At 68.8% G+C, this 25170-nt stretch carries 22 protein-coding genes and 1 pseudogene; 12 read left to right on the forward strand and 11 right to left on the reverse strand.

The features are described 5' to 3' along the window. The first annotated feature begins 22 nt into the window (after positions 1-22). Entirely contained in the window at positions 23-1771 is a 1749-nt protein-coding gene (locus HUN07_RS00275; RefSeq protein ID WP_114720356.1) for an Ig-like domain-containing protein, read from the forward strand. A 267-nt stretch (positions 1772-2038) separates the two neighbouring features. Continuing rightward, positions 2039-2953 carry a cutinase family protein gene (locus tag HUN07_RS00280; RefSeq protein WP_174907227.1) on the forward strand — a complete coding sequence of 305 codons (915 nt, stop codon included), beginning with the start codon at positions 2039-2041 and terminating at the stop codon, positions 2951-2953. A 51-nt stretch (positions 2954-3004) separates the two neighbouring features. Here the strand turns inward: HUN07_RS00280 and HUN07_RS00285 are convergent, their stop codons facing one another. Further along, complete coding sequence (locus HUN07_RS00285; protein ID WP_174907228.1) at positions 3005-3604, reverse strand: DUF732 domain-containing protein; 600 nt, start codon at positions 3602-3604, stop codon at positions 3005-3007. Between the two features lie 339 nt (positions 3605-3943). On the opposite strand from HUN07_RS00285, the gene HUN07_RS00290 reads away from it, so the two are divergent. After that, positions 3944-4834, forward strand: coding sequence for a hypothetical protein (locus tag HUN07_RS00290; RefSeq protein WP_174907230.1), 891 nt, complete (start codon positions 3944-3946; stop codon positions 4832-4834). A 62-nt stretch (positions 4835-4896) separates the two neighbouring features. Here HUN07_RS00290 and HUN07_RS00295 read toward each other — a convergent pair whose 3' ends face one another. From HUN07_RS00295 to HUN07_RS00305, 3 genes are read right to left on the reverse strand one after another with little or no spacing between them, the layout of a single operon-like run. Further along, the gene (locus HUN07_RS00295; protein ID WP_174907232.1) at positions 4897-5703 is read right to left on the reverse strand and encodes an SDR family oxidoreductase; all 807 of its coding nucleotides are present in this window, start codon (positions 5701-5703) and stop codon (positions 4897-4899) included. Beyond that, complete coding sequence (locus tag HUN07_RS00300) at positions 5700-7361, reverse strand: FAD-binding dehydrogenase (protein WP_114720364.1); 1662 nt, start codon at positions 7359-7361, stop codon at positions 5700-5702. Before HUN07_RS00300 ends, HUN07_RS00295 begins: the two co-directional genes overlap by 4 nt. A 3-nt stretch (positions 7362-7364) precedes the next feature. Further along, complete coding sequence (locus HUN07_RS00305; protein ID WP_114720366.1) at positions 7365-8036, reverse strand: TetR/AcrR family transcriptional regulator; 672 nt, start codon at positions 8034-8036, stop codon at positions 7365-7367. Positions 8037-8090: 54 nt separating this feature from the next. Between HUN07_RS00305 and HUN07_RS00310 the strand changes: the two genes are divergently transcribed. The 4 genes from HUN07_RS00310 (at position 8091) to sigJ (ending at position 11309) form a co-directional block, all read left to right on the forward strand. Continuing rightward, positions 8091-8612: a hypothetical protein gene (locus HUN07_RS00310; protein ID WP_254622702.1), complete on the forward strand. Its 522-nt coding sequence runs from the start codon at positions 8091-8093 to the stop codon at positions 8610-8612. 56 nt (positions 8613-8668) lie between these two features. Further along, complete coding sequence (locus HUN07_RS00315) at positions 8669-8962, forward strand: putative quinol monooxygenase (protein ID WP_114720368.1); 294 nt, start codon at positions 8669-8671, stop codon at positions 8960-8962. A 197-nt stretch (positions 8963-9159) separates the two neighbouring features. Next, on the forward strand, positions 9160-10407 hold the full coding sequence (locus HUN07_RS00320; RefSeq protein ID WP_174907234.1) for an NAD(P)/FAD-dependent oxidoreductase: 1248 nt from the start codon (positions 9160-9162) through the stop codon (positions 10405-10407). Beyond that, entirely contained in the window at positions 10404-11309 is a 906-nt protein-coding gene (sigJ, locus tag HUN07_RS00325; protein ID WP_174907236.1) for an RNA polymerase sigma factor SigJ, read from the forward strand. Before HUN07_RS00320 ends, sigJ begins: the two co-directional genes overlap by 4 nt. 88 nt (positions 11310-11397) lie before the next feature. Here sigJ and HUN07_RS00330 read toward each other — a convergent pair whose 3' ends face one another. Together HUN07_RS00330 and lysX are read right to left on the reverse strand one after the other, a co-directional pair. After that, the gene (locus HUN07_RS00330) at positions 11398-12078 is read right to left on the reverse strand and encodes a DUF998 domain-containing protein (RefSeq protein WP_174907238.1); all 681 of its coding nucleotides are present in this window, start codon (positions 12076-12078) and stop codon (positions 11398-11400) included. Positions 12079-12091: 13 nt separating this feature from the next. Beyond that, positions 12092-15442, reverse strand: a complete 3351-nt coding sequence (gene lysX, locus HUN07_RS00335; RefSeq protein WP_174907240.1) for a bifunctional lysylphosphatidylglycerol synthetase/lysine--tRNA ligase LysX — start codon at positions 15440-15442, stop codon at positions 12092-12094. An 85-nt stretch (positions 15443-15527) separates the two neighbouring features. On the opposite strand from lysX, the gene HUN07_RS00340 reads away from it, so the two are divergent. Then, a complete protein-coding gene (locus HUN07_RS00340) occupies positions 15528-15761 on the forward strand; it encodes an RNA-binding S4 domain-containing protein (protein ID WP_114720376.1) in 234 nt (77 codons plus the stop codon). Between the two features lie 73 nt (positions 15762-15834). Continuing rightward, the gene (locus HUN07_RS00345; RefSeq protein ID WP_174907242.1) at positions 15835-17403 is read left to right on the forward strand and encodes a molybdopterin-dependent oxidoreductase; all 1569 of its coding nucleotides are present in this window, start codon (positions 15835-15837) and stop codon (positions 17401-17403) included. Between the two features lie 16 nt (positions 17404-17419). Here the strand turns inward: HUN07_RS00345 and HUN07_RS00350 are convergent, their stop codons facing one another. Together HUN07_RS00350 and HUN07_RS00355 are read right to left on the reverse strand one after the other, a co-directional pair. Continuing rightward, entirely contained in the window at positions 17420-18916 is a 1497-nt protein-coding gene (locus tag HUN07_RS00350) for an adenylate/guanylate cyclase domain-containing protein (RefSeq protein WP_114720378.1), read from the reverse strand. A 32-nt stretch (positions 18917-18948) separates the two neighbouring features. Then, entirely contained in the window at positions 18949-19629 is a 681-nt protein-coding gene (locus HUN07_RS00355; RefSeq protein ID WP_174907244.1) for a GntR family transcriptional regulator, read from the reverse strand. Here HUN07_RS00355 and HUN07_RS00360 point away from each other — a divergent pair. Next, a pseudogene (locus HUN07_RS00360) lies at positions 19555-19864 on the forward strand (FAD-linked oxidase C-terminal domain-containing protein); the annotation flags it as partial. The gene HUN07_RS00355 and the pseudogene HUN07_RS00360 sit on opposite strands and share 75 nt — an antisense overlap. A gap of 68 nt (positions 19865-19932) precedes the next feature. Here the strand turns inward: HUN07_RS00360 and HUN07_RS00365 are convergent. Next, entirely contained in the window at positions 19933-20715 is a 783-nt protein-coding gene (locus tag HUN07_RS00365) for an enoyl-CoA hydratase/isomerase family protein (RefSeq protein ID WP_174907245.1), read from the reverse strand. Continuing rightward, complete coding sequence (locus HUN07_RS00370; protein ID WP_174907247.1) at positions 20712-22145, reverse strand: acyl-CoA synthetase; 1434 nt, start codon at positions 22143-22145, stop codon at positions 20712-20714. Before HUN07_RS00370 ends, HUN07_RS00365 begins: the two co-directional genes overlap by 4 nt. Positions 22146-22279: 134 nt before the next feature. Here HUN07_RS00370 and HUN07_RS00375 point away from each other — a divergent pair, with 134 nt between their 5' ends. Then, on the forward strand, positions 22280-23017 hold the full coding sequence (locus HUN07_RS00375; RefSeq protein ID WP_114720384.1) for an IclR family transcriptional regulator: 738 nt from the start codon (positions 22280-22282) through the stop codon (positions 23015-23017). Between the two features lie 7 nt (positions 23018-23024). Here HUN07_RS00375 and HUN07_RS00380 read toward each other — a convergent pair whose 3' ends face one another. After that, a complete protein-coding gene (locus HUN07_RS00380; protein ID WP_114720386.1) occupies positions 23025-23678 on the reverse strand; it encodes a helix-turn-helix domain-containing protein in 654 nt (217 codons plus the stop codon). Positions 23679-23957: 279 nt separating this feature from the next. Here HUN07_RS00380 and HUN07_RS00385 point away from each other — a divergent pair, with 279 nt between their 5' ends. Continuing rightward, positions 23958-25151 (forward strand): Rieske 2Fe-2S domain-containing protein, encoded by a 1194-nt coding sequence (locus HUN07_RS00385; protein ID WP_174907249.1) that lies wholly within the window; start codon positions 23958-23960, stop codon positions 25149-25151. Positions 25152-25170: the final 19 nt, after the last annotated feature.

Here is a 25170-nt window from a genome sequence, read left to right on the forward strand (position 1 = left end):
CGAGATGAGTGCAGGAGGATCGATGAATTCCAGGCTTTTCCGCTACATCGCACCGGTTGCGGTGGGTGCGACGGTCGCCTCGGGTGCGGCACTGCTCGGCGCCGCCCCGGCGGCGGCAGAGGTGGTCACGACAGCGTTCAAGAACGCGTGCCAGGCGACTCCGGACTCCAGTCTGGCCGGCGGCCCGCAGCACCAGGTGCAGGAGGCATCGGTGACGGTCGACGCGCCTACGTCGGTCGCGCCGGGCGAAGAGTTCGTGGTGACCATCATCCCGCCACCGATCTCGGTACCGAACGATCTGGGCTCGGGTGCGAGTCTCAACAACGTGTCGCGACTGAAGATCGACGTGGCGATGCCGGAGAACGCGCAGTTCCTCGGCGCCGAGGTGGTGGCGGGCACGAGCTCCGGACTGTCCGGTGTCACGCCCAACGTGCTCGTCGTCAACGAGCAGGGCACCGTGGATGCCAACGGCAAGATCATTCGCCTGTCTGGCAACAACCAGACCATCGGTAACGGTCCGAGCGCTTCGAAGAATTCGGAGGGGGGTATCAAGGCCGCCGCGACGGGCGGCGCGAACACGAGCTTCCAATTGCCGCAGGTCAAGGCGCGACTGAAGGCCGGCGCCACTGGCGAGGTCCAGTTGAAGCTGCGCACGGCAGGCAATGCCGGGAATTACGCCGACGACGCCAACTTCCTGACGTTCCTTCCGCGGGCAAATGCGCCGTGGCCGGTGAGCAACGTATGGGCGCCGACCCAGTGCAGCCCGAGAGACAGTTCCAGTGGTCCGCTCAACACGGGTGCCGGCCCTCTCTCGACTGTGCAGATCCAGCGCGCGGTCGTCGATACCGTCACACGTCTGGACGGCCCCAGTGCTGTGACCAACGGCAGCGAGTTCACTCTCAGCGCGACGGTGGTGCCCACCCCGGACAGCGGGCAGGTTCAGTTCACTCTCGGCGGCGAGAATGTCGGTGCTCCGGTCGATCTGGTGAACGGCAAGGCGTCGCTCACCCAGACGCTCGACGTCGACGGCGACTACAACTACGAGGCCAAGTTCCTGGGCGCGGAGTTCTCCAACCCGTCGTCCGGCTCGAAGTCGGTTTCGGTGACCTCGCTGGACATCCAGACCGCCACGTCAGTCACCGGACCGGATCACGACGCCTACCGTGACCAGCCGGTGAACCTCACTGCGAAGGTCGAGCCGGGCGTCTCCGGCGGCACGGTGACCTTCGAGGTCGACGGCACCGCGGTCGGCACCGCGAACGTGATGGACGACGGTTCCGCGGTGCTCCCGCACACCTTCACTACCAACGGCACTCATCGAGTGATCGCTCGCTACTCGGGTGTGGAGGGGATCTCCCCGTCGGTTTCGCTGCAGTACCCGGTGAGCGTGACCGAGGCCCCGGCCGCGGACGTCGCCACCACGATCACCGTCGATCCGGTCGCCTCGACCGCGAAGGGCTCGCCGGTGACGCTCACCGCCCGTCTCGACCCGGCGGACGCGCGTGGCATGGTGCAGTTCAAGCTCGGTGACACGCTCCTCGGCGGACCGGTGCGGGTGGACGGGAACGGTGTCGCGACCTTGACGACGTTCTTCCAGAACCCGGGCGAGTTCGTCGTCACCGCCCAGTTCACGGCCGACGCCGGCTTCATCGACTCGGCTGCGGCACCCGTGAACGTCAGCGTGACCGGTGACCCGGACACGTTGCCGGGGAACGAAGGCCCGGGAAGTCTCGGTAGCTTGTCGGGGTTGTTCGGCAGCTTGGGAGGCTGATCTGAGTCAGGCGGCGGGCCCCCTCGACAAGTCGAGGGGGCCCGCCGTTTTCGATCCCCGCGCACCCGTTTCGTCGGCTCTGCGAAGGACCCCACACGGAACCGTCCGTCCGGTAACGTGCGTTTACCGATCGTGCACCGTCTCGCAACGTAGACCTGCCAGTATCTACGTGTCGCGTCACCCGGAGGCGTTGTCACGGGAGGGGACGTCACGGCTCGTGGCCATGGGGAAGTGGCCACTCGGATCAGTGAGTGGGGTGCGGTGTTGATGCGTGTGAAGAATTCTCTGACAGTGATCGGCGCCTGCGTTGCAACAGTTTTCGCTTCGGCGGTGTCGGTCGGGGTGGGGTCCGCGCAGGCTGCGCCGGCGTGCCCGAACCTCCATGTAGTCGCCATTCCGGGCACTTGGGAGACGTCGACCGAGGCCGACACTCGGCCCGGACCGGGCATGCTGGCCGCCGTCACCGATCCGCTCCCGTCGACGGCGAGGGTCGATTACGTGACGTACGCCGCGACGGCGTTCCCGTGGGAGGCAGAGGTCTACGGGGCCTCCAAGCGTGAGGCCGTCGACAATGCCCGGGCGATCATCGCCGACGCGGCCCAGCGGTGTGGCAACACCAACTTCGCGATCATCGGCTACAGCCAGGGCGCCGACGCGGCCGGTGACCTGGCCGCCGAGATCGGTACCGGACTCGGGGTGGTGCCCCCGTCCCGGATCGTGGCGGTCGGCCTGTTGTCCGATCCTCGCAGGTCCGAGGGCGACACCCTCATCGGTCCGCCTGTGATCGGCAACGGTGCGGGCGGGCCGCGGATCGGCGGCTTCGGAATGGTCACCCCGCAGACCCGGACGTTCTGCGCGGTCGGTGACCTCTACTGCTCCACGCCCAAGGACGACTTCGTCACCCGCCTGGCCGGATTCCTGGCCCAGAACTCGTCGCCGCTCGCGCCGCTCACCGGGCGGTACACGCAGGAGGCGCTGACGATCGTGCAGGATCTGATCGCGGCGGGCGGCGTGCCGACCCTGCAGGCGCAGTCGTCCGACGGCGCCAACCAGGACCGCGCCGAGAAGCTCACGCAGTTCTACGAGTCCCAGGTGCACCAGGACTACCGGGGCTACGTCGTGGACCGCAACGGCGCGACCGCGACGTCGTGGATGGCGAACTGGTTGCGGTCGTCGGCCTGACGAGCACGGGGTAGAGCCCGCGAGCCGACGGCTCGCGGGCCCTCTCGATTGTCAGCAGTACGTCCGCTCCGCGGTCGAGACATAGATCTCCGCGATCCGATCCGCCGGCATCGGGAGGAACTGTGCGTACGCCGTTCCGACCGAATCGAATTCGGCCAGCACGCTCGACCGGGCGTCGCCGCGCGCGAGAGCCTCGCACGTGCCCTGTGCGTACAACACCTCGGCGGCGTCCATGCCCGTCGGTGGGATCCCCGCCACCCGTAACGCGGCGAGATAGCGCTGCCCGCGCTCCCCGGAGTCGGCGACGATCCGGTCGGGGGAGCGGCTGTCGATGCCGCCCGCTGCAGGGGGCGCCGGCGGCAGCGGGGCCGGTGGCGGCACCGTCGTCACCGGTGGCGCAGGGGCCGCGGTCGTGGTGGGCGGGGCTGGAGCAGTGGGCGATTCGGCCGCAGGCGTCGGGGCGGCCGTGGCCTCGGCCGGTATCGACGTTGCCGACGATGCCGACGATGCCGACGACGTGGAGGACGACGCCGCGGCCGTTGTGGTGTCGTGCTCCGCGCGGACCGTGCCGGAGTCCGCGCCGCTGCACCCGGCGAGGAGCAGTGCGCCGGCGGCCGCGACCACGACGGTAACTGCACGTGTGCTGGTCATGGTCGATCAGTCTTGCACGCAAAACTACCGACTGGTAGACCCTAATCTCCGTAGCGGCGGAAAGCGGCGAATTCCCCATTCGTCGGCATTGCGCTGTGGTATAAACCAGCTCAGCTGTTACCGCCTGTAACAGTGGAACTCGCGCAGAGTTCGTTCCCGAAAATGCAGACTGCTGCGGGTTTTCGGGGCCGTCTCCGGTGCTGTGGAACGCTGACCGCGCTGCGCAGCAGATTGATTCACCGTAGTTCGCGGCGGGCTTGCGTCCGTCGCAGTTCGTTACCTCTGCGCGTCCGCAAACGCGGTCGCGTGTGTCGAGTGTTCGGTAACTGAGGAGAACGCGTGAAGAACGATTCGTCTAATTCGTGGTGGCGCGCCGGTAAGCGCGTGGCCGTTGTGGGGGGCGCGATCGGTGCGTCCATGGCATTGCTGGCGCCCTTGGCATCGGCTGATCCGGTGACCACGCCGGTCCCGGGCGGCGCGGTGTGCGACCCGGACCTCACCGAGGCATGCCTGTCCGTCGTCGTCAGAAACGGCACGTTCTCGAACAACGGCTTCACCCTGCCGATCGGTGACGGTGACATGATCATCGCCGGCAACCTGGGCGAGGTGGACTTCGTTCCGCGGGACGACGGCAGCAACGGCGTCTACAGCAAGCCGCTGACCGTGCCCGGTGGCGTGCTCGGGATCGATCTTCCGTTCGACAACCTGTTCGGGCTGGCCGCGGTGACGTCGACCGTGGAGGCGGTGGATGCTCCGGTCTTCAACGGGATCATCACCGATTTCGACATGACGCTGCCGGTGAGGCTGAAGATCGACAACCCGTTCCTCGGCGACAACTGCTACATCGGGACCGAGGATGCCCCCGTGGTGTTCGAGTTGAACAAGTCGAACCCGATGGACGATCTGCCCGTCACCGACATAACCACTCCGTATCCCGCGGGAACCGCTGCGATCGACAACATCCAGAACACGGCGACGGATTTCCAGCTCCCGGGCGCCACGGGTTGCGGTCCGTTCGGGATGCTCAACCCGATCGTCAACTGGCGAGCCAAGGTGCCCGCCGAGTCCGGTACGACGCTGACGACGAAGTCCACCGGATTCCTGTTCCCGGCGAACGCCGGGGGCACCGATCCGCTCGACGACTCGGGGACCGGCGCCGGTTCGAGCGGTTCCGGTGGCTCCAGTGGTTCGAGCGGCTCCGGTGGTTCGAGCGGCTCCAGCGGTAGCTGATCTCGCATGACGCGCGGGCGTCCCGTCGATCCGTCGGGGGATCGGCGGGACGTCCGTCGGCGTCAGCGCAGGCCGTGGAAGCGGGCCATCATCTTCTCGGTGACGGCGCGCGGCGCGAGGCGGCGCACGGTGAACACCAGCGGTGCCATGTTGCCGACGGCGTAGAGCGGCTTCGGCTTGTCCGCCTCGATCGCCTTGACGACCAGCTCGGCCACCTTCTCGGCCCGGATGCCGCGATCCTCGTTGCGCTGCATCGCATTCGCGACGGTCGTGTAGTCGCCCGTGTAGGGGGATCCGTCGCCGATGTAGCGGGTGCGGCGGTCGCCGATGCCGGTCGCGATGGTGCCCGGCTCGACGGTGGTGAGCCACACCCCGAACGGGCTCAGCTCGCGGCGCGCCGCCGACGCGAACCCCTTGAGCGCGCACTTCGCGGCGACGTACGACGATCGGAACGCGAGCGGAAAGCTCGCGAGCATCGAGCCCACCATCACCACTCGGCCGTAGCCTCGCTCGCGCATCCTCGGCAGCAGCAACTGGGTCAGCTGTACCGCGCCGAGGACGTTCACCTGGAACAGCCGGTCGATCGCGTCGGTGGGCAGCTCCTCGAACGGGCCCATCTGGCTCTCGCCGGCGTTGTTGACGAGGACGTCCACATCGCCCGCGGCCCGCGCGCACGCCTCGATGCTCGTCCGGTCGGACAGGTCCAGGGCGAGGTACTCGACCCCCCTGATCCTCGAGTTGTCCTGCAGGGCAGCGGGATTGCGGGTGGTACCCAGCACCCGGTAGCCGCGCGCCACCAGCAGGCGTGCCACCTCCCGGCCGATGCCGGACGACGCACCCGTCACCAGCGCGGTGCGGCCCGCGCTCATCCGAGGCTCCGTCCCAGTGCGCGCCCGGCGGCCCGTCCGGAGAAGATGCAACCACCCAGGAACGTGCCCTCGAGCGCGTTGTAGCCGTGCACGCCGCCGCCGCCGAACCCGGCCACCTCACCGGCCGCGTAGAGGCCGTCGAAGACACTGCCGTCGGGCCGGATCACCTGCGAGTCCAGGTTGGTCTCGAGGCCGCCGAGGGTCTTGCGGGTGAGCAGGTTCAGGCGCACCGCGATCATCGGCCCGTGCGCCGGATCCTGCAGACGGTGCGGCTTGGCGACGCGAATCACCTTGTCCGGCAGGTAGGAACGCGCGTTGTTGATCGCCATCATCTGCATGTCCTTGGAGTAGGAGTTGTCCACCTCGCGGTCGCGGGCGGTCACCTCCCGCTCCACCTGCGCGTAATCGAGCGGGGGACCGGGGTTGATCGCGTTCATGCCGTCGACGAGGTCGCGCAGGTTGTCGCGGACCACGAAGTCCTCGCCGTGCTGCTTGAAGGCCTCGACGGGGCCCGGCGCCCCCTTCTTGACGCGCCCCAGCAGCAGCTTGAGGTCCTTGCCGGTCATGTCGGGGTTCTGTTCGGACCCCGACAACGCGAACTCCTTCTCGATGATCGACTGCGTGAGGATGTACCAGGAGTGGTCCTGCCCGGTGCTCAGGATGTGCTTCAGCGTGGCGAGGGTGTCGAAGCCGGGGAACAGCGGCACCGGCAGGCGCTTGCCGGTCGCGTCCAACCACAGCGAGGACGGGCCGGGAATGATGCGGATCGCGTGGTTGGGCCAGATCGGATCCCAGTTGACGATGCCTTCGGTGTAGTGCCACATGCGGTCCCGGTTGACGATGTTGCCGCCGGCGTCCTCGGTGATCCCGAGCATGCGGCCGTCGACGTGCGCGGGGACCCCGGTGATCATCCGCTCGGGCGCACGGCCCAGGCGGTCGACGGGCCAATTCTTCTTCACCAGTTCGAAGTTGCCGCCGATGCCGCCGGACGTGACGACGACCGCCTGGGCGCGCAACTCGAATTCGCCTGCGGGAGTGCGCGACGACTTCACGCCCCGCGGCTCGGTGGACGGTTCCAGAACGGTGCCGCGCACGCCGACCACGGCGCCGGACTCGACGATCAGCTCGTCCACCTGGTGCCGGTAGCGGAAGGTGACCTGGCCGCGGCTCGCGGCGTCGAGGACGGGCTCGCGGAAGACCCGCACCACCTCGGGGCCGGTGCCCCACGTGATGTGGAACCGCGGCACCGAGTTGCCGTGACCGTACGCGAGTCCGGCGCCGCGCTCGGCCCAGCCGACGTTCGGCATCAGCCGCAGCCCCAGATCGTTCAGGTACGAACGCTTCTCGCCGGCCGCGAAGTCGACGTACGCCTCGGCCCACTGCCGGGGCCAGTGATCCTCACGGTCACGGTCGAAGCCGGCGCTGCCCATCCAGTCCTGCAGGGCCAGTTCACGTGAGTCCTTGATGCCCATCCGGCGCTGCTCGGGGCTGTCGACGAAGAAGAGCCCGCCGAGCGACCAGAAAGCCTGCCCGCCCAGGTTTTCCACGTTCTCCTGGTCGACGACCAGCACCCTGCGCCCGGCCTTGACGAGTTCGTGTGTCGCGACCAGACCTGCCAGTCCCGCTCCGACCACGATGACGTCGGCTTCTGTTGCCACGGCCTATCTCCTGTCCGTATCGGTACTGCTGCTGTAACTGCTCACGACGGTGACGAACAGGCGTTCGCGCGCCTGCCGCACCGCCTCGTTGTGGGGTTCCATGAGGACCTGGATGCTGGTGCCGTCGTGGAGGGCGACGAGCGCGCGGCCGAGCGCCTCCCGATCGGTGACCCGGCGGCCCGCGGCGGCGAGGGCGTCCTCGATGATCGGCATGATCGTCTGCAGGATCGCGTCCTCCCGTGCCACCATCACGCGGGTGAGTGCCGGGTTGCGCAGTGCGTGTGCGGTGAACTCGGCGGTGATGCGGTACCACGCGTCGTCGACGGGGATGGCCGCGAGGACGAGCGCGACGGCCGGCTCGAGTGTCATGGTCGACGGCCGTGAGGCCGCGTCGGCGAGGGCGGTGCGGATGCCGTCGAGCATCTGTGCGGAGCGCTGCTCCCACATGGCGAGGAACAACTCGTCGAGCGAGGTGAAGTTCGAGTAGAACGCGCCCCGGGTGTAGCCGGCCCGATCGCAGACCTGCTCGACGGTGGAGCGTCCGAACCCCTCCGCCGCGAACACCTCGCCGGCGGCGTCGAGCAGGCGCTGGCGGGTCTCCGCGCGTCGCTTCGTGACCCGCCGGGGCTTGGCGTCGGCGCCCGCGGCGCCGGTCGTGGATTCGGACGTCTGCACTGGTCACCCCCGGTTTCAGGATCGGAGAACCCTTTCGATACAAAACTGTATCCGATGAACAGGGCGCGTACCGTCGGAATTGTGCAGGTCTGGTACGTGAGCTACGGGTCCAACATGTCGCGGGCCCGCCTGGACTGCTACCTGCGCGGCGGATGTCCGGCCGGGGGCGGGCGCACGTACACCGGGGCCCGAGATCCGGGCGCGCCCGCCGACCGCGTCGCCGTCCGACTGCCCGGCACGGTGCACTTCGCGGGCGAATCCCTCGTGTGGGGTGGCGGGCGCGCGTTCTACGACCCGGAGGTGCCCGGTGATACCGCCGCCTGCGCGTATCTGGTGACCGCCGAGCAGTTCGACGACATCCACGCGCAGGAACCGGCCTGCTACGACCGCATCGTCGATCTCGGGGACCGCGACGGCGCGCCACTGCGCACGTTCACGTCCGTCGTGGGCCGCGGTGACGTCGCCCCGACCGAGCCGTCGGCCCCGTATCTCGCCACGATGACGACGGGACTTCGCGAGGTGTTCGGTTGGAATTCCGAACGGGCACAGGCCTATCTGCGCCGTTTGGTGGGCTGACCAGGGTACCGTCGGGAAGCCGCACGCTGTGGCGGCGCTCACAGAAAGAGGATCTGATGTCGAATCTGCATGTCGTAGCGACCATTCCGGCCAAGTCCGGATCCGAGAACGTGGTGCGTGCCGCGCTCACCACGCTCGCGGAGGCCACCCGCAAGGAGGATGGCTGCGTGTCGTACGACCTGTACGAGTCGGCGTCGGCGCCGGGCACGTTCGTCGTGGTCGAGGTGTGGGCGGGTCAGGACGCGCTCGACGCGCACATGAAGTCCCCGCACATGCGTGAGGCGGCCGGTGCCTTCGGTTCGCACCTCTCGGCCGCCCCCGGCATCCACCCGCTGCGCCCCGTTTCCTGATCTTGCCCGCGTTTTGCGCACTTACCGGCCCTGTTCGGGCCCGCGGATCAGCGATAAGTGCGCAAAACGCGGTATCGGGGGGTTCCGATCGCCGTGACAGGTGTCCGACACCACGCCGACCGATCTCACGTTTTCGCGTCCTCTGTCGTCAGTAGTGCAGGAGCCCGCACCCGGCGGGCGCGAGGCAGGAGACCGTCATGACGAAGCTGTATTCCGACCGTCCGTCGGCGCCGGTTCACCGCGTGGTGGTCCTGGGCGCAGGGTATGCCGGGGTGCTCGCCGCCAACCGGATCCTGTCGAGCCGGGGCGGTATGCCGGGCGAGGACCCGGCCCGGAACTGTTCTGTGGTCGTGGTCAATCCCCGCGCCGACTTCGTCGAGCGCATCCGCCTGCACGAGGTCGCGGCGGGCACCCGTTCGACGGCGGCGGTGCCGCTACGGGACCTGCTGCACGGCGATGCGGAGATCGTCGTGGGGTCGGCGACGGCGATCGACGCGGCCCGGCGCCGCGTGGACGTGGCCGTCGGTGACGGCGTCGAATCCGTCGGATACGACACCCTCGTGTACGCGGTCGGCAGCAACACCGACCGGTCCGTCCCGGGCGTGGGCGAGCACGCCCACCACGCCGGTGACGTCGATTCGACGGAGGCCCTGCGCGCAGCGGTGGCCGCGCTCGCGCCGGGTTCGATGGTGCGGGTCGTCGGCGGTGGTTCGACGGCGATCGAGATCGCCGGTGAGATCGGTGCCGCCCGCCCGGATCTCGCCGTCGAGATGGTGTCGGCGGGTGGCGTGGCCGGCTTCATGCGCGATGCCGCGCGCAGCCGGGTGCTCGCCGCCCTCCGCCGGCTCGGTGTCGCGTGGCGGGACGACACCCGCGTGACCGAGGTACGCGACCGCGAACTGCTCACCGCCGACGGGACCGTCCTCGGGTTCGACGTGTGCGTGTGGGCCGCCTCGTTCACCGTGCCGGACCTCGCCGCGCGCAGCGGACTGGCGACGGACGCCGCCGGACGCCTCCGCGTCGACTCGACGCTGACCAGCATCGACAGCCCCGCGATCGTCGGCGCCGGTGATGCCGTCGTCGCGCCGCCCGAGGTGGGTGCGCACCTGCGCATGGCGTGCGCGGTGGCGATGCCGCTCGGTGGGCACGCCGCCCACACCGTGCTGGCACGGGTACGGGGCGCGCGGCCCCCGACGCTGTCCCTCGGCCTGGTGGCCCAGTGCATGAGCCTGGGGCGCAAGGCCGGGTACCTCCAACTGGTCCACCCCGACGACCGTCCGCGCCCGGTCGCGGCGTCCGGGCGGCTCGGTGCCATGATCAAGGAGTCGATCTGCCGGATGACCGTCGACAAGATGCGCGCCGAGCGGACCCGGCCCGGCGCCTACAAGACCCCCAAGGGGCCGCGCCCGCGCGCGGCGTCCCGGGTGGTGGAGGAGATCCGATGAATCTCGTTCCCGAATCCTCCGACTACAAACAGCTTTTCGGTGTGGCGTATCGGATGCTCGGCTCGGCCCACGACGCCGAGGACGCCGTGCAGGACGCCGTCGTCCGGTGGCAGGCACTCGGGGACGGCGAGCGGGCGTCGATTCGCGAGCCGCTCGCGTGGATGATGACGGTGGTCAGCCGGATCTGCCTGGATCAGTTGGGGTCTGCTCGTGCCCGGCGGGAGTCGTACGTAGGCATCTGGCTGCCGGAACCGGTGCCCGGCACCATCGGCCCGGCGACCGTGAGCGGACGGCCACCGGATCCCGCCGATGCGGTGACGCTCGACGAGTCGGTGTCGGTGGCGTTGATGCGGGCGATGGAGTCGCTGACGCCGGGCGAGCGGGTCGCGCTGATCCTGCACGACGTGTTCGGTATGCCGTTCGCGGAGATCGGGGACGTCGTCGGCCGGACACCGGACGCGTGCCGTCAGCTCGCGTCCACGGCGCGGCGTCACCTGCGGTCCGCGCCGAGGTTCCAGCCGGAGGACGAGCAGCGGAGGCAGGTGGTGGCCGCGTTCACGGCGGCCTGCGCCACCGGCGACATCGACGCTCTGACGACCGTTCTCGCGCCGGAGGTGGTGTCCCGCGCCGACGGCGGCGGAATGCCGGGCATCGCGCGGGTGCCGGTGGTGGGTGTCGAGCGGGTCGCGCGATATCTGCTGGGCATCGTCGGACTCAGTGAGGCGCGTGGACTCACGCTGGGTGCGCGGTTCGCGTCGGTGAACAACCGCACCGGAGTGGTCATCTCGTTCGACGATCAGGTGGCCGCGGTCCTGGATCTCGCCGTCGCGGACGGACGTGTCCACGAGATCGCGATCATCATGAACCCCGACAAACTGGGGGCCTGGGCCGAGCCGGTCTGACCCCTCCCTGCCGCGTTTTGCGCACTTATCGTTGAGTTTCGGGCTCGCATATCACCGATAAGTGCGCAAAACGCGGGGGAGCGGGGTTTCACGTGGAACCGGCAGAACCGGACACCCCGTGCACGTCCCGCCATGTCCGGTCGTTCAGGACCGTCGCCGCGACCAGGACCATCCACCCGCTCATCGACAGCAGTTCGACGCGCTGGGCGAAGCCGAGCCAGCTGTGGCTGCCCGACGGGTCGTCGACGCCGACGAGCATCCACAGCGTGCCGACGAGGAACAGCACCACGACGGTGAGCCCGGCCCACCACATCGCCTGCGGTGCGCGGTAGACGTAGATCGCGATGATGAACGCGAGCGCCGAGACCACCGCCGCCGTCACCGACAGCGTGCTCGTGAGTGCGTGCCACTGGTGGGTGAGTGGCACCTGCGCCGCCTCGCACGCGGGCTTCGAACACCGCAGCGGCAGCCGGGAATCGGCGATCGTGCCGACGGCGAACACACCGAGCGCGATCCAGCCGACGACGGTGAGGAATCGCCACGGACGGATGGTCAGCCCCACCAGCGCGGCGATCGTCAGCACGATCCCGGTCAGCAGGTCACCGCTGCGGTAGAGGATCCCGTGTTCCTCATCGGTCGCCGCCAGTTGGCTGGCGAACCCCTCGAACGGGCCCTCCCCGGTGTTCAGGACGAACGCGAGTACCCACGACGAGTACAGGATCGCGCCCGCGATCAGCAGCGCGGTGAGCAGGTACCGCCGGACGGTCATCGTCACCGCGTCCTCAGTTCCGCGGCTTGGCGAACGGGAAGGCGAGCGACTCGCGGATGCTGCCGCCGGTGATGAGCATGACGATCCGGTCGACGCCCATGCCGAGGCCACCGGTGGGCGGCATCGCGTGCTCGAGGGCCTGCAGGAAGTCCTCGTCCAGTTCCATCGCCTCGGCGTCGCCGCCGGCCGCGAGCAGTGACTGCTCGGTGAGCCGCTGCCGCTGGTCGATCGGGTCGGTCAGCTCGCTGTATGCGGTGCCCAGTTCCATGCCCCACGCCACCAGGTCCCACTTCGCGGCCACGCCCGCAATGGTGGGGTGTGGCCGGGTCAGCGGCGACATCGACGTCGGGAAGTTGGTGTAGAACGTCGGGAACTCGGTCTGCCCCTCCACCAGGTGTTCGTACATCTCCTGCGCGACGGCACCCGCGTCCCAGCTCTTCTGGTACTCGATCTCGTTCTCGTCGCACAGCTTCTGCAGGATCTCCAGCGGCGTCTCGGGGGTCACCTCGACGCCGACCTTCTCGGCGACCGCACCGTGCATCGTCTTGACCGGCCATTCGCCCGAGATGTCGACGGCGACCAGTTCGCCGTCCGGTCCGGGCCGCATGATCGTCTGGCTGCCGTGCGCGGCGACGGCCGCTGCCTGGATCAGCTCGCGGCACAACACCATCATGCGTTCGTAGTCGCTGTGCGCCTCGTACGCCTCGAGGATCGTGAACTCCGGGTTGTGCTTGAAGTCCACGCCCTCGTTGCGGAATACGCGCCCGATCTCGAACACCTTCTCCATTCCGGCCACGCACAGTCGCTTGAGGAACAGCTCCGGCGCGATCCGCAGGTACAGGTCCAGGTCGTACGCGTTGATGTGGGTGACGAACGGGGCCGCGTTGGCGCCGCCGTGGATGCGCTGCAGGATCGGCGTCTCCACCTCGAGGTAGTCGCGACCGGAAAGCGTGTCGCGCAGCGACTTCACGATCGCGGTGCGTGCGGCCAGCAGCCGCCGCGACTCGGGGTTGATCGCGAGGTCCACGTACCGCTGCCGCACCCGGGTCTCGGCGTCGGTCAGGCCCTTCCACTTGTCGGGCAGCGGGTGCAGGCACTTGCCGTTCATCCGCCAGTCCGTCGCCAGCAGCGACAGCTCACCCTTGCGGCTGCGGCCGATGGTCCCGCTGACCTCCATGAGGTCCCCGAGGTCGAAGTCGGCGGAGAACTCGTCGAGGCGGTCACCGACGGCGGTTCGTTCGATCAGCACCTGGATGTCGCCGGACCAGTCCCGCAGCACCGCGAACGCGACACCGCCGTACGTGCGAATTCGCAGCAGTCGGCCCGCGATCCGCACCCGCGTGCCCTCGGGCGAGGCGGCGGCCGCGGCGACCGTGTGGGTCGGGGGATAGGCGACGGGGTAGGGGTCGATGCCCTCGTCGGCCAGGCGCTCGAGCTTGTCCATCCGTACCCGGACCTGCTCGGGGCGGCGGGGCCCGGTCGGATCGACCTTGGCGGGGACGATCTCCGCGGCAGCCGGGGCGGCGTCCGGTGCGCTGCCGTCCGCGTGCAGGATCCCGGAGTGCGCCAACGCTTCCGGTACCGCGGTGTGACGGCCGGTGTGGGCGAGGGCGTCGGTGCGGTGACCGAAACTCGGCAGCGTCAGGAAGCCCTCGGCGATGGCCGACGCGATCGCGACGCGGGGCAGCTGCCGGTTGTCGTCGAAGCACAGGTAGCGCGGCGCCCACTCCGGCAGGTACTTCACGTTGGAGCGGTACAGCGCCTCGAGCTGCCACCACCGGGAGAAGAACAGCAGCATCGAGCGCCACACGCGCAGGACCGGGCCGGCGCCGATGCGGGCACCCTCCTCGAACGCCGACCGGAACACCGCGAAGTTCAGCGAGATCCGGATCACCCCGAACTCGTCCGCGCGGGTCGCGAGCTCGGTGATCATCAGTTCGTTGACGCCGTTCGGGGCGAGCGGGTTGCGGCGCATCAGGTCGAGCGAGGCCCCGTTGGAACCCCACGGCACGAGCGAGAGCATGCCCAGCACGCCACCGTCGGGTCCGATCGCCTCGACCAGCAGGCAGTCACCGTCGAGGGGGTCGCCGAGCCGTCCGAGGGCCATCGAGAAGCCGCGCTCGGACTCGGTGTCGCGCCAGCTGTCGGCGCGGGAGATCACGTCGGCCATCTTGGCGGGCGGGATGTCGCGGTGGCGTCGGATCCGGACGGTGACGCCCTGCTTGCGGACGCGGTGCACGGCCTGGCGCACCTGCCGCATCTCGCGGCCGTTCAGGCTGAAATCGCGGGTCTCGAGGATCGCCTCGTCGCCGAGTTGGAGGACGGACAGTCCGCCCCGCTTGTAGGCGGTGGCGCCGGCCTCGCTCGCGCCCATCACCGCCGGAGCCCAGCCGTACTTCGACGCGAGCTCGAGCCACGCGTCGATCGCGTGCGACCACGCCTCCGGGTTGCCGATCGGGTCGCCGCTGGCGAGGCACACCCCGGCCTCGACTCGGTAGGTCACCGCGGCCTTGCCGCTCGGAGCGAAGACGACGGCCTTGTCGCGCCGGGTGGCGAAGTAGCCGAGGGAATCGCCTCCGCCGTACGCGTCGAGCAGCCCGCGCAGCGCCGATTCGTCGTTGCCGGTCAACGCGTTCGATGCCCGCTGCGAGCGGAACAGCGTGATCACCGCGGCGAGCAGTGCGAGTGCGCCGAACAGTCCGAGCAGGGTGTTGACGAACGCGTGCGGGTGGCCGTCGAACTGCTCGTTCTCGATCACCACGAGCGCGGTGACGCGGTTGAGGGCCCAGAAGAACCGTTGGCCCGACGGCAGGGTGCCGGGGAACATCTCCACCAGCGCCCAGCCGAGGAGCGTGCCGACCGCGAGACCGGCCACCAGCACCCCGAGGGCTTTCCAGCCGGCGCCGCGTCGGACCCGGGTGTAGAACTCCTTGTGCGCGGCGATCAGGATCCCGATGACCGCCAGCTGCACGACGAACGCGACGGCGGAGTTGATGTTCTTGTCGACCACGGCCGTCACGGCGTTCAACACCGCGAACACCGTCAGGTAGATCGTGAGCAGCCACCACGCGATCCGCTTGCGGCTCGCGAGCGCGGCGGCGACGAGCCCGAGGACCAGTGCCCACGCGAAGCTCGTGTCCGGGGCGTCGAAATAGTAGTTCTCGACGTACACGCGCGGGGTGTGGACGAGGTACCGCAGCGCCGGCGACAGGCTCCACAGGAAGACCAGGACGGAGAACACCCCGAGGACGAGTCCCGCGATGTGTGGAACTTCGCTCAGGTGTCCGCGTTTCGGCGCGAGGGAGGACCGGTGTTGTTCCGGGTTCTCCGCCGCATCGGCAGGGGTGCCGGTGCTCGTGGCCATCGAGGTCCTTCCCGTCACGGTGTGGTGTCTGTCTCCAGTGTGAGGCGTCGAAGGGCTGTTTGGGGCGAAGGAGGATGATGGTGGCATGTCTGACGCTGTGGACGCTGTGCCGATCCGTGACGAGTCGATCCGCCTGGGTCAGTTCCTCAAGCTCGCCAATCTCATCGATTCGGGCGCCGAGGCGAAGGGCGTCATCGCCGACGGGCTCGTGAGCGTCAACGGCGAGGTCGAGATCCGTCGCGGTCGACAGTTGCGCGACGGCGACGTCGTGGAGATCGGTGGGATGTCGGCACGGGTGAGCGGTCCCGAGGCGCAGTAACGCTCGGTCCGATCCACCCGCACGGCGCGTCGGCGCCCACTCCCCGACGGACGCCGGGAGGGAGCGGGACGGCATGACGGCGAGTGAGGGTTCGGGGACCACGACGGTACCGCGTCGGCACCTGCTGTCGCGAGCGTTGTCCGGCGTGCTGGCCGCCGCGATGGTGCTGGGTGTGGGGGAGTTGCTGTCGGTGCCGATCGGCGCGGAGTCCTCACCGTTCTTCGCGGTCGGCTCCACCACCGTCGATCGGAGTCCCGCGTGGGCGCGGGAGTTCGCGATCACCACGTTCGGCACCGGCGACAAGCCGGCCCTGTTCGTCGGCATGAGCATCCTGATCGTGCTGCTCACCGCGGTGGCCGGGATGATCGAACAGCCGCGGCGCCCGTACGGCAGCGCGATCCTGCTCGCGCTCGGCATCGTCGGGGTGTACGCCGCGACCCACCGTCCCGGCGCCACCGCTGTCCACGCGCTGCCGACGATCGCCGGTGTGGCCGCCGGCATCCTCACGCTGCGGGTGCTCACCGCGCGGGCACGGGTTCCGGAGGGAGCTGCCGTCGAGGTCTCGGGCATGCCACGGCGCACCTTCCTGATCCTGGCTGCATCGGTGGCCGCCGCGGCTGCCGCCGCCGCGGCCACCGGCCGCTACCTGGCGGGCACCGTCTCCGGGGCGATCCGGAACCGCAGCAACCTCACCCTGCCCGGCGTCGCCGCAGCCGACCGCGCGGCTCCGATCGCGCCCGGCACCGACATCGCGGTGCCCGACGTCACCCCCTTCATCACCGCCGACGACGACTTCTACCGCATCGACACCGCGCTGCAGGTCCCCATGCTCACCACCGAGAACTGGCGCCTGCGCATCCACGGCATGGTCGATCGCGAGGTCACGCTCACGTGGGACGACCTGACCGCGCGGAAACCGATCGAACGGGCCGTCACGCTCACCTGCGTCTCCAACGAGGTCGGTGGCCACCTCGCGGGCAACGCCACCTGGATCGGCTACCGGATCGCGGATTTGCTCGACGAGGTCGGCGTCTCGCCCACCGCGGACATGCTGCTGTCCACCAGCTCCGACGGGTTCACCGTCGGGACACCGGTCGCGGTGCTGCGCGACGGCCGCGACGCGATCCTCGCGGTCGCGATGAACGGTCGACCGCTGCCGTTCGAGCATGGCTACCCGGTCCGTCAGGTGGTGCCCGGTCTGTACGGGTTCGTCTCGGCGACGAAGTGGGTGGTGGACTGGGAACTGACACGCTTCGACCGCGCGGAGGCGTACTGGACGCGGCGCGGGTGGGCGGAGCAGGCGCCGATCAAGACGGCGTCGCGCATCGACGTGCCCGCGGCGTTCGGGAGGATCACCGCCGGTCCGAGGGTCGTCGCGGGGACCGCGTGGGCGCAGCACCGCGGCATCGCGAGGGTCGAGGTCCGCGTCGACGGCGGCGAGTGGCAGACCGCGACGCTCGCGCCGCCGTACTCGATCGACACGTGGCGGCAGTGGACGTGGCAGTGGGACGCCCCGCCCGGGGTGCACAACCTGCAGGTGCGGGCCACCGACCTCGACGGCAACACCCAGACCGAGAAGCGGACGGCGCCGATCCCCGACGGTGCCAGCGGATGGCACTCGTGCACGGTCACGGTGTCCTGACCGCGGTCCCGGGGTGTCAGTGGGCCCGACGGTGCTGGCGCGAGACGGCGATCCGCCCGGCCGCCCGCAGCAGGTGCGGTGCGTGGCGCGCGGTACCCAGAATTAGACGATCGATCATGTTCAGACTCAACGGGTTTCGGGACATCGCCCGGGAACTGTCGCAGGTTTCGGTGAGTGCGTACAACCGCCAGTGCCCGGGGACGCCCTTGAGGTCGTGGTCACCACGGTCGGTGAAGACCAGTCCGGAGCCGACGACGAGGTCGCGCACCGTCCGTGAGACCAGCACCTCGTCGGGGCCGGCCGCCGCCGCGATGCGCGCGCCGACGTGCACGGTCATCCCGGTCAGTTCGGTTCCGATTCCCTCGAGTTCGCCGGTGTGCACGCCCGCTCGTACGCCGAGCCCCAGTTGGTGGGCCTGGCGGCACACGGTGCGTGCACACCGGACCGCGGCGACCGGACCGTCGAACACGCTCAGCGTGCCGTCGCCGGCGACGTTCACCAGGCGTCCGCCCGTCTCCTCGACCTCGTTGCGCACCTGGCGCTCGTGCGCGGCGCGAAGATCGCGGTAGCGGCTGTCACCGATCCGGGCGAGCGTCTCGGTGGACGCGACCACATCGGTGAACAGCACCGACGCGAGATAGCGTTCGGCGTCGACGAGCCGACGGACCCCGGTCGCGACCTCCTCGATGTGGTCGAGGACCGGTATCCAGGCCTCACCCATCGAGGTGCCGGGCGGCAGCGGGGGCAGCACGTGCAGCGTGCCGTGCGGAATCGCTGCGGCGATCTGCCGGGAGGCTTCCAACGGGACCGCGCTCCGCGCGGAGTGCAGGACACGGGTGGGGCACTGGACGGAGGCCAGTGTGTCGAAGTAGTCGACCCGGAACAACCATTCGAGGTGTGCGCGGGCGGTGGCGGGGGTCGCCGAACAGCGCTCGAGCAGCGCCATCAGCCGCCGATTGAACGGCGAGTCCTGGGTCGGATCCCACATGGCGATGACCTGGCCGGAACCCCAGTCGTCGTAGACGGCCCGCCATCCGTCGACGAAGCGGTCCCGCGACTGGCCGGTCCACCCCCGCGGCAGGTCCACGCCCTCGCGGAGGGCGCCCTCGACGAAGGGCTGCTGGAAGACCATTCCGGTGACCCGGTCCGGGGCGCGGGCCGCGATCAACGCGAGGGCCCCGCAGGTGCTGCCGATGCCGACCAGGGTGGCGCGGTGCATCCCGACCGCGTCCATGACCGCGAGCACGTCGTCGGCCTGCTGTTCGAGGGTGGGGACGTGGTCGACCGGATCGGACAGGCCGAAGCCGCGGCGCTGGAAGTACACCATCCGGCAGAAGGTCGCGGCCCGCTCGAAGACGTAGTGGATGTGGGGATCGGTCCACATGAGATCGGGATGCAGGCCGATCTCGAGAAACAGGACCACGTCCGTGCTGTTCTCGCCGCCCTCGCCCACGACCTGATATGCCAGCGCGTGCCCGTCACGCTCGACGTACCTCGTTCCAGGCGGGTACATAACCCCAGCGTAGGCCGCGGCCCTGATCCGACCTAGTCGGGTTCGGGCAGTGCGGCCTCGGGTCCGGACACCCCGCCCAGCACGGCGGCGAGGCGTTCGCGGGCGCGGCCGAGGTGGTCGGTGAGGAAGTCCACCGCGCGGTCGGCGTCGCCGTCGCCGATCGCGTCGAGGATCTGCTGGTGCTCGGCCGCGATGCTCGACGTGGTGAGCAGGTGTTTGCCCTGCACCTGGACCATGCACAGCCGTACCTCGGAGACGAGGGTCCGGAAGATCCGGCTGGTGCGCGCGCTCCCGACGGCGTCCACGAGCGCGGTGTGGAACCGCATGTCGGGGTCCACCACCGACAGCGGCGCACCATCGGTGAGCACGGCGATCTCGGCGTTCGCGGTCACCGCCTGCTCGGGCACGATCCGGGAGGCCGCGAGTTCGCGCAGCACCTGGGACTCGACCCGGGCGCCGGTGCGGTAGACGCCGCGCACGTCGTCCGGGCCCAGGTGCAGCACCCGGGCGGTCTTGTGCGCGCCCCGCTGGAGCAGCCCCTCGCCGAGGCAACGATGCGGCTGCGGACCCAGCCGTCGGCGGCGTCCACCGTCGTCGCGAGCTTCCCCGAGACCGCGCAGGCCATCGACGCGGTTCTCGCGATCGAGGAGATCGCCGCCCGCCACGACGTGCTCATCGGCACCTTCGGGCACGCCGCCGACGGAAACCTGCACCCCACCATCGTGTTCGACGCCGCCGACCCCGACGTGACCGCGCGGGCGCGGGCCGCGTTCGACGACCTCGTCGCCGCCTGCCTCGCGCTCGGCGGTTCGATCACCGGCGGGTGTCGGCGTCCTCGAGGAGCCCTACATGGAGTCCATGGTGGGTGCCGCCGAGCGCGAACTGATGGCGGGCATCAAGTCCGTCTTCGACCCCACCGGCATCCTCAACCCGGGTCGCGGGTTCTGACGGAACCGAACTTTCCGGCCGCGGATCGCGCGACTGTGACTCGGCAACTGCGCTGTTCGATACATCCTTCAGGGCACCGGACCGCTGAACCTCGGAACTGTGCCGGAGAGGAACGCGTCGAGGCCGACTTCCAGATCCGGGTTGGGCGTCTCGATCCAGCGGTCCTCGAGTCTACTGCCGATTCCCTGCCCCGCTGCCGCGTCGATCATCTGTTTGGCGGCCTGTTGTGTGATCGAGGACCGAGTGGCGATCGTTGCCGCCAAGTCGGCGGCCCGGGACCACAGACTTTCTGCGGGAACGACTTCCGCGACGAGTCCCACGCGTAGTGCCGTCTCGGCGTCCATCCGGTCGCCGGTAATCACCAGGCGTTTCGCGGTCGCGGGCCCGAGCGTGCGGACCAACCGAGTGATCGTCCGGGCCGGGTAGATCACGCCGAGCTTCGCGGGCGTCACCGCGAACTCGGCGTTCTCGGCGGCCACACGGAGGTCACATGCCAGCGCGAGCTGTGCGCCACCGCCGATGCAGTATCCCGCGATCGCCGCGATCGTCGGTTTGGGGAACGCCGCCAGCGCCTCCTCCGCATCGGTCACCCGGTCTTCCATGCGGATGCCGGACGCCCGCGCCGACCGTAGCTCGCGGATATCCATCCCGGCGCAGAAGTGCGACCCGGCGCCGGTCACCAGAACCACGGAGACGGCGGGATCGTCCGCCAGCCGGGTGAGCGTGGCCGTCAATTCGTCGAGCATCGCTCCGGTCAGGGCGTTGTGGCGGCGCCGATGGTCGATCGTGATGACCGCTACACGCTGTTCGACCGTGGTCAGGACCCGGCCCGGTCCTTCCGGTGTATTCATCCACCCGCCTGGAAGGCATCCACGAGCAGTTTCTTCTGCACCTTGCCCATCGCATTTCGGGGCAGGACGTCCACGACGCGAATCTCGCGCGGACGCTTGTGGATCGACAGTGTCTGCGCAACGAAGTTCGACAGTTCGTGATGGTCGTGGCAGTCGCCGACGATGTACGCGACGATCCGTTGTCCGAGATCGTCGTCCGGCACGCCCACGACCGCGGCCTCCTGGACACCGGGGTGGTTCAGCAGCGCCTGTTCCACCTCGCCGGCGCCGATCCGGTAGCCACCCGATTTGATCATGTCGATCGATTCTCGCCCGACGATACGGTGGAAGCCCTGTTCGTCGACGACGGCGATGTCGCCGGTCTTGAACCACCCGTCGTCGGTCATCGATTCGGCGGTCTTGTCGAAGTTGCCCAGGTATCCGTCGAAGAGGGTCGCGCCCGCGATCTCCAACTGACCGAGGGATTCTCCGTCGTGTGCCACCGGGTCACCGGACTGGTCCCGCAGCCGGGCTGTGACTCCCCGGATCGGCAACCCCACCCAACCGGGGCGTCGTTCACCGTCGAACCGCGTGCTCAGCGTGATGAGGGTCTCGCTCATTCCGTAGCGCTCGATCGGCGCGGATCCGGTGAGTGCCGTCATGCGTTCGAAGACGGGAACCGGCAGTGGGGCGCTGCCCGAGACGAGGAGCCGTGCGGAGCAGAGCGCTCGGGCAGCGGACTCGTCGGCGCACATGCGGGACCACACGGTGGGGACGCCGAAGTAGAGCGAACCACGGGCCGCTGCATACGATTCCGGGGTGGGGCGCACCGTGTGCACCAGCGGTGAGCCGTGCCGAAGTGCCCCCACGACTCCGAGAATGAGCCCGTGCACGTGGAACAACGGAAGCCCGTGAACGAGGGTGTCGTCCGGACTCCAGTCCCACGCGTCGGCCAACCCGTCCAGCCCTGCCGCGACGGCGGAACGGGAGAGCACGACGCCCTTCGGGGCGCCGGTCGTACCCGAGGTGTACATGATCATCGCGGGGGTGGCGGGATCGGGCTCGCGGTGCGTCGATCCCGATCGCGCTCGTGCGTCGATCGGGACGTGGGGGAGTGTGACGTCCCCTCGCTGACCGCCTAGCCAGAGTTGCGCGTCCGAGTCCTTCAGGATGTGGTGCCGTTCGGCCGGACCCGAATCGGGTGGTACCGGTACCGCTGCCACGCCGGCCATGAGGCATCCCGTCACCGCGATCACCGTCTCGATCGTTGCCGTCGCATCGATGGCAACGCTTGTGGCGCCGCCGATCTCATCGGCCACGGCAGCCGCCGCAGCGATCAGGTCGGATCGGGTGAGGGTGTCGTCTCCGACGCGGACCGCGGGTCGGCCGTCGATGCCGGTGCCCGGATCGACGAGCGACTTCAGCAGCGGCCGAGGCGTGAGGGTGGTCATCGGTGAAGGGTCCTTTCTCGAAGTCCCTACCGGACGGCATCGGTCCACATGGTGGACCACCGTGCTACGATGTGGTCCGGCTAATCTATAGCCCGCGATGCTCGACGTCAACCGACGTGTGTGAAAGGTCTTGAATGAACAGCGTTCTCACCGCGCTCCGGGTGTTCGAGGAGGTAGCGGCGGCGCAGCCGGTCGGCCTGTCGGAACTCAGTAAGCGGCTCGACGTTCCGAAGAGCACGGTTCAGCGATGCCTCAAGACCCTGGCCGACGCAGGATGGTTGCGGCCCGCGACCAACGATGCGGGTCGGTGGGTGATCACCGGCAAGGCCTTCAGCCTGGGCAGTGCCCTCTCGGCGGGAGACGACCTGCGGGACGTGGCGCTTCCGGAGCTGAGTCGGCTGCAGGTGGAGACGGGAGAGACCGTTCACCTGGCGGTTCCGGACGGCGACGAACTGGTGCTGGTCGAGCGCCTCGACAGCGCTCACCAGCTACGAGCCTTCCTGCCGTTGGGGACGCGGCTGCCCCTGCATGCGGCGTCGAACGGCAAGGCCTACCTCGCGTCGCTTCCCGACGCCCAGGTCGAGCAGTTCCTGTCGGCCGAGCTCGCCCCGGTGACCGGCCGCACGGTGACCGATCCGGAAGCGTTGCGCAGCGAGATCGCGGAGATCCGCCGTCGTGGGTATGCAGTGACCGATCAGGGACTGCACGACGGGATCGCGGCAGTCGCGGTCGCCTTGCGGGGGCGGGGAGGCGCCGTGCGGGGTTGTTTCAGCGTCTCCGGTCCGGCATCTCGCCTGACCCCGGACCTCTATCAGGAGTACGGCGAGAAGGCGCTGGCCGCACGGGCTGCGATCGAGCGGTTCCTGTCCTGACGGGGAGTCAGGACTGAGTGCGCTTGCTCCGCGCGCGTGTCTTGCCGGCCACCTTCTTCGGCGGTTCGGTCTCGGCCGCAGGCGCTTCGTCAGGCAGCGGCTCGAAGAACATCGCGGTGTTGATGGTGGCCAGCTCGCGACTGGCCGCCTCGTAGAGGCCGGTGAGCACCTGCATCGACCGCACTGCATGGTGCATCTTGGTGGTGATGTCGCTCAGCTCTTCGAGGTTGGACACAAGGGTCTGGCGACGCAGCTGCGCGTACCGATCGGTGATCTCGCGGCCCTTCGCGGTGACGGTGAAGACCGACGAGGTTCCGGACTTGGTGCGTTCGAGAAGCCCCATGCTCACGAGTTTGCGCAGGTTGTACTGCAGGTTCGGTAGGTCGTCGCGATTGGTCAGCTGGGCGATCGTGGCGGTGTCCTTCGACCGTTCCTGCATGCGCACGACGTGCAGCGCGACCACCTCGTTGAATCCCAGATCGAGGTCGGCCGCGACACGAATCGACTGGACCGCGAACCGCTGGAAGCTGCCCTCCACCTGGAGAATTGCGAACTCGAACGCTGTCAGCGCTTCCTCGTAGGCATTCTCGGCGAGGTGCCAGCGCCGTCCTGGTGCCAGTGATTCGGGCTCTCCGGGCGACTGGGGGTCGGTGATGCTCATCTTCTCTTTCGCTGTTCGCTCGACGGTCGACCTGTGGGGTGCAGCGGATGAGTGATTCGCGCTGCGTTGCAACGGTAACAGGGGCAAGCATTGCACTAATTCGTAGATGATCCATAAAAAATCTATTGACGATCCACGGATAACTGATACTGTGACTCGCAACACCAGAGGTGTTTCGACTTCTACAGCACTTGCGGCCCCCAGCCCGGGCCATCGCACAGCTGGCACATCCAGGCAGCTGATCAGCCAATCCATCCAGAGCACACGGAGGTCTCTTCGATGACTGCTTCGTCCCACAGCGGCTCGTCCGCCGGCGTCACCCGGCAGTACGCGCCCTACGTCAAAGCCGATTGGGGCTACTCCAACCACTGGTATCCCGCGCTGTTGTCCGACGAGCTCGAGGACGGCACCGTCAAGGGCATCACGATCGGCGGCAACGACATCGCCGTGCGCCGGTCCGCCGGCAAGGCCTACGCGGTCTCGGATCGTTGCATCCATCGTGGTGTGAAGCTGTCCGCCAAGCCGATGTGCTTGTCGGAGGGCACCATCACGTGCTGGTACCACGGCTTCACCTACGGTCTCGAGGACGGCAGCCTCACCACGATCGTCGGCAATCCCGACGACTCGCTGATCGGCAACGCCGGCATCCGCACGTATCCCGTCGAAGAGGTCAACGGGATCATCTACGTGTTCGTCGGGGACGAGGACTACGGAACCCCGCCGCCGCTCAGCAGCGATCTACCGGCCCGAGTCACCAACGACCCCAACGACACTCCGGTTCCGCACCTGCTGGACGAGGGAATCGTCATCCGGGGTATCCACCGCAAGCTCGTCGGCAACTGGCGTCTCGCCGCGGAGAACGGTCTCGACCCGGGCCACCTCCTCGTGCACTGGGACAACCAGATCCTGGTCGCGCTCGACCGTGCGCTGCCGTTGGGTGTCAACGCGCTGACCGACTCCGCGACCGAGGAGATCGACATTCCGGACGGGCCGAAGGGTGTGATGAACCGGTACGACCGTCCGGACCTGTACCAGCCTGTGCTGGACAACCCCAAGGTCAACATGAAGGCGCGCGGTACGGTGCCGCACTACTTCCGTACCTCGCTCTGGGTTCCGGGCGTCCTCATGGTGGAGCACTGGCCCATCACCGACGTCGTCCAGTACGAGTTCTACGTGCCGATCGACGATCATCACCACGAGTACTGGGAGATCATCGCCACTCGCGCCACCACCGACGAGGACATCGCCGAGTTCAACTTCAAGTACGACAACTTCATGCTGCCGCTGGCACTCGAGGGCTTCAACAACAGCGACGTCTTCGCCCGTGAGGCCACCGAGGAGCACTACACACGTTTCGACGGTTGGAACAACGAAATGCTCTGCGACATGGACTATTCCATCATCGCTTGGCGAAAGATGGCAGCGCGTCACCCGCGCGGCTTCTTCGAATCGCCCTTCCAGGACGAGGACTGACCATGTCGATCGTCCCGAC

The organism is Rhodococcus sp. W8901 (assembly GCF_013348805.1).
In the GTDB taxonomy this organism is placed as follows: Bacteria; Actinomycetota; Actinomycetes; order Mycobacteriales; family Mycobacteriaceae; genus Prescottella.

Coding starts and splice junctions, on each gene's coding strand:
- HUN07_RS00365 (WP_174907245.1), bottom strand. CDS start 20,715: ATGAATACACCGGAAGGACCGGGCCGGGTCCTGACCACGGTCGAACAG.
- HUN07_RS00380 (WP_114720386.1), bottom strand. CDS start 23,678: ATGAGCATCACCGACCCCCAGTCGCCCGGAGAGCCCGAATCACTGGCA.
- HUN07_RS00310 (WP_254622702.1), top strand. CDS start 8,091: ATGAACAGGGCGCGTACCGTCGGAATTGTGCAGGTCTGGTACGTGAGC.
- HUN07_RS00340 (WP_114720376.1), top strand. CDS start 15,528: ATGTCTGACGCTGTGGACGCTGTGCCGATCCGTGACGAGTCGATCCGC.
- HUN07_RS00280 (WP_174907227.1), top strand. CDS start 2,039: ATGCGTGTGAAGAATTCTCTGACAGTGATCGGCGCCTGCGTTGCAACA.
- HUN07_RS00370 (WP_174907247.1), bottom strand. CDS start 22,145: ATGACCACCCTCACGCCTCGGCCGCTGCTGAAGTCGCTCGTCGATCCG.
- HUN07_RS00320 (WP_174907234.1), top strand. CDS start 9,160: ATGACGAAGCTGTATTCCGACCGTCCGTCGGCGCCGGTTCACCGCGTG.
- HUN07_RS00375 (WP_114720384.1), top strand. CDS start 22,280: ATGAACAGCGTTCTCACCGCGCTCCGGGTGTTCGAGGAGGTAGCGGCG.
- HUN07_RS00295 (WP_174907232.1), bottom strand. CDS start 5,703: ATGAGCGCGGGCCGCACCGCGCTGGTGACGGGTGCGTCGTCCGGCATC.
- lysX (WP_174907240.1), bottom strand. CDS start 15,442: ATGGCCACGAGCACCGGCACCCCTGCCGATGCGGCGGAGAACCCGGAA.
- HUN07_RS00385 (WP_174907249.1), top strand. CDS start 23,958: ATGACTGCTTCGTCCCACAGCGGCTCGTCCGCCGGCGTCACCCGGCAG.
- HUN07_RS00285 (WP_174907228.1), bottom strand. CDS start 3,604: ATGACCAGCACACGTGCAGTTACCGTCGTGGTCGCGGCCGCCGGCGCA.
- HUN07_RS00275 (WP_114720356.1), top strand. CDS start 23: ATGAATTCCAGGCTTTTCCGCTACATCGCACCGGTTGCGGTGGGTGCG.
- HUN07_RS00315 (WP_114720368.1), top strand. CDS start 8,669: ATGTCGAATCTGCATGTCGTAGCGACCATTCCGGCCAAGTCCGGATCC.
- HUN07_RS00345 (WP_174907242.1), top strand. CDS start 15,835: ATGACGGCGAGTGAGGGTTCGGGGACCACGACGGTACCGCGTCGGCAC.
- HUN07_RS00330 (WP_174907238.1), bottom strand. CDS start 12,078: ATGACCGTCCGGCGGTACCTGCTCACCGCGCTGCTGATCGCGGGCGCG.
- sigJ (WP_174907236.1), top strand. CDS start 10,404: ATGAATCTCGTTCCCGAATCCTCCGACTACAAACAGCTTTTCGGTGTG.
- HUN07_RS00350 (WP_114720378.1), bottom strand. CDS start 18,916: ATGTACCCGCCTGGAACGAGGTACGTCGAGCGTGACGGGCACGCGCTG.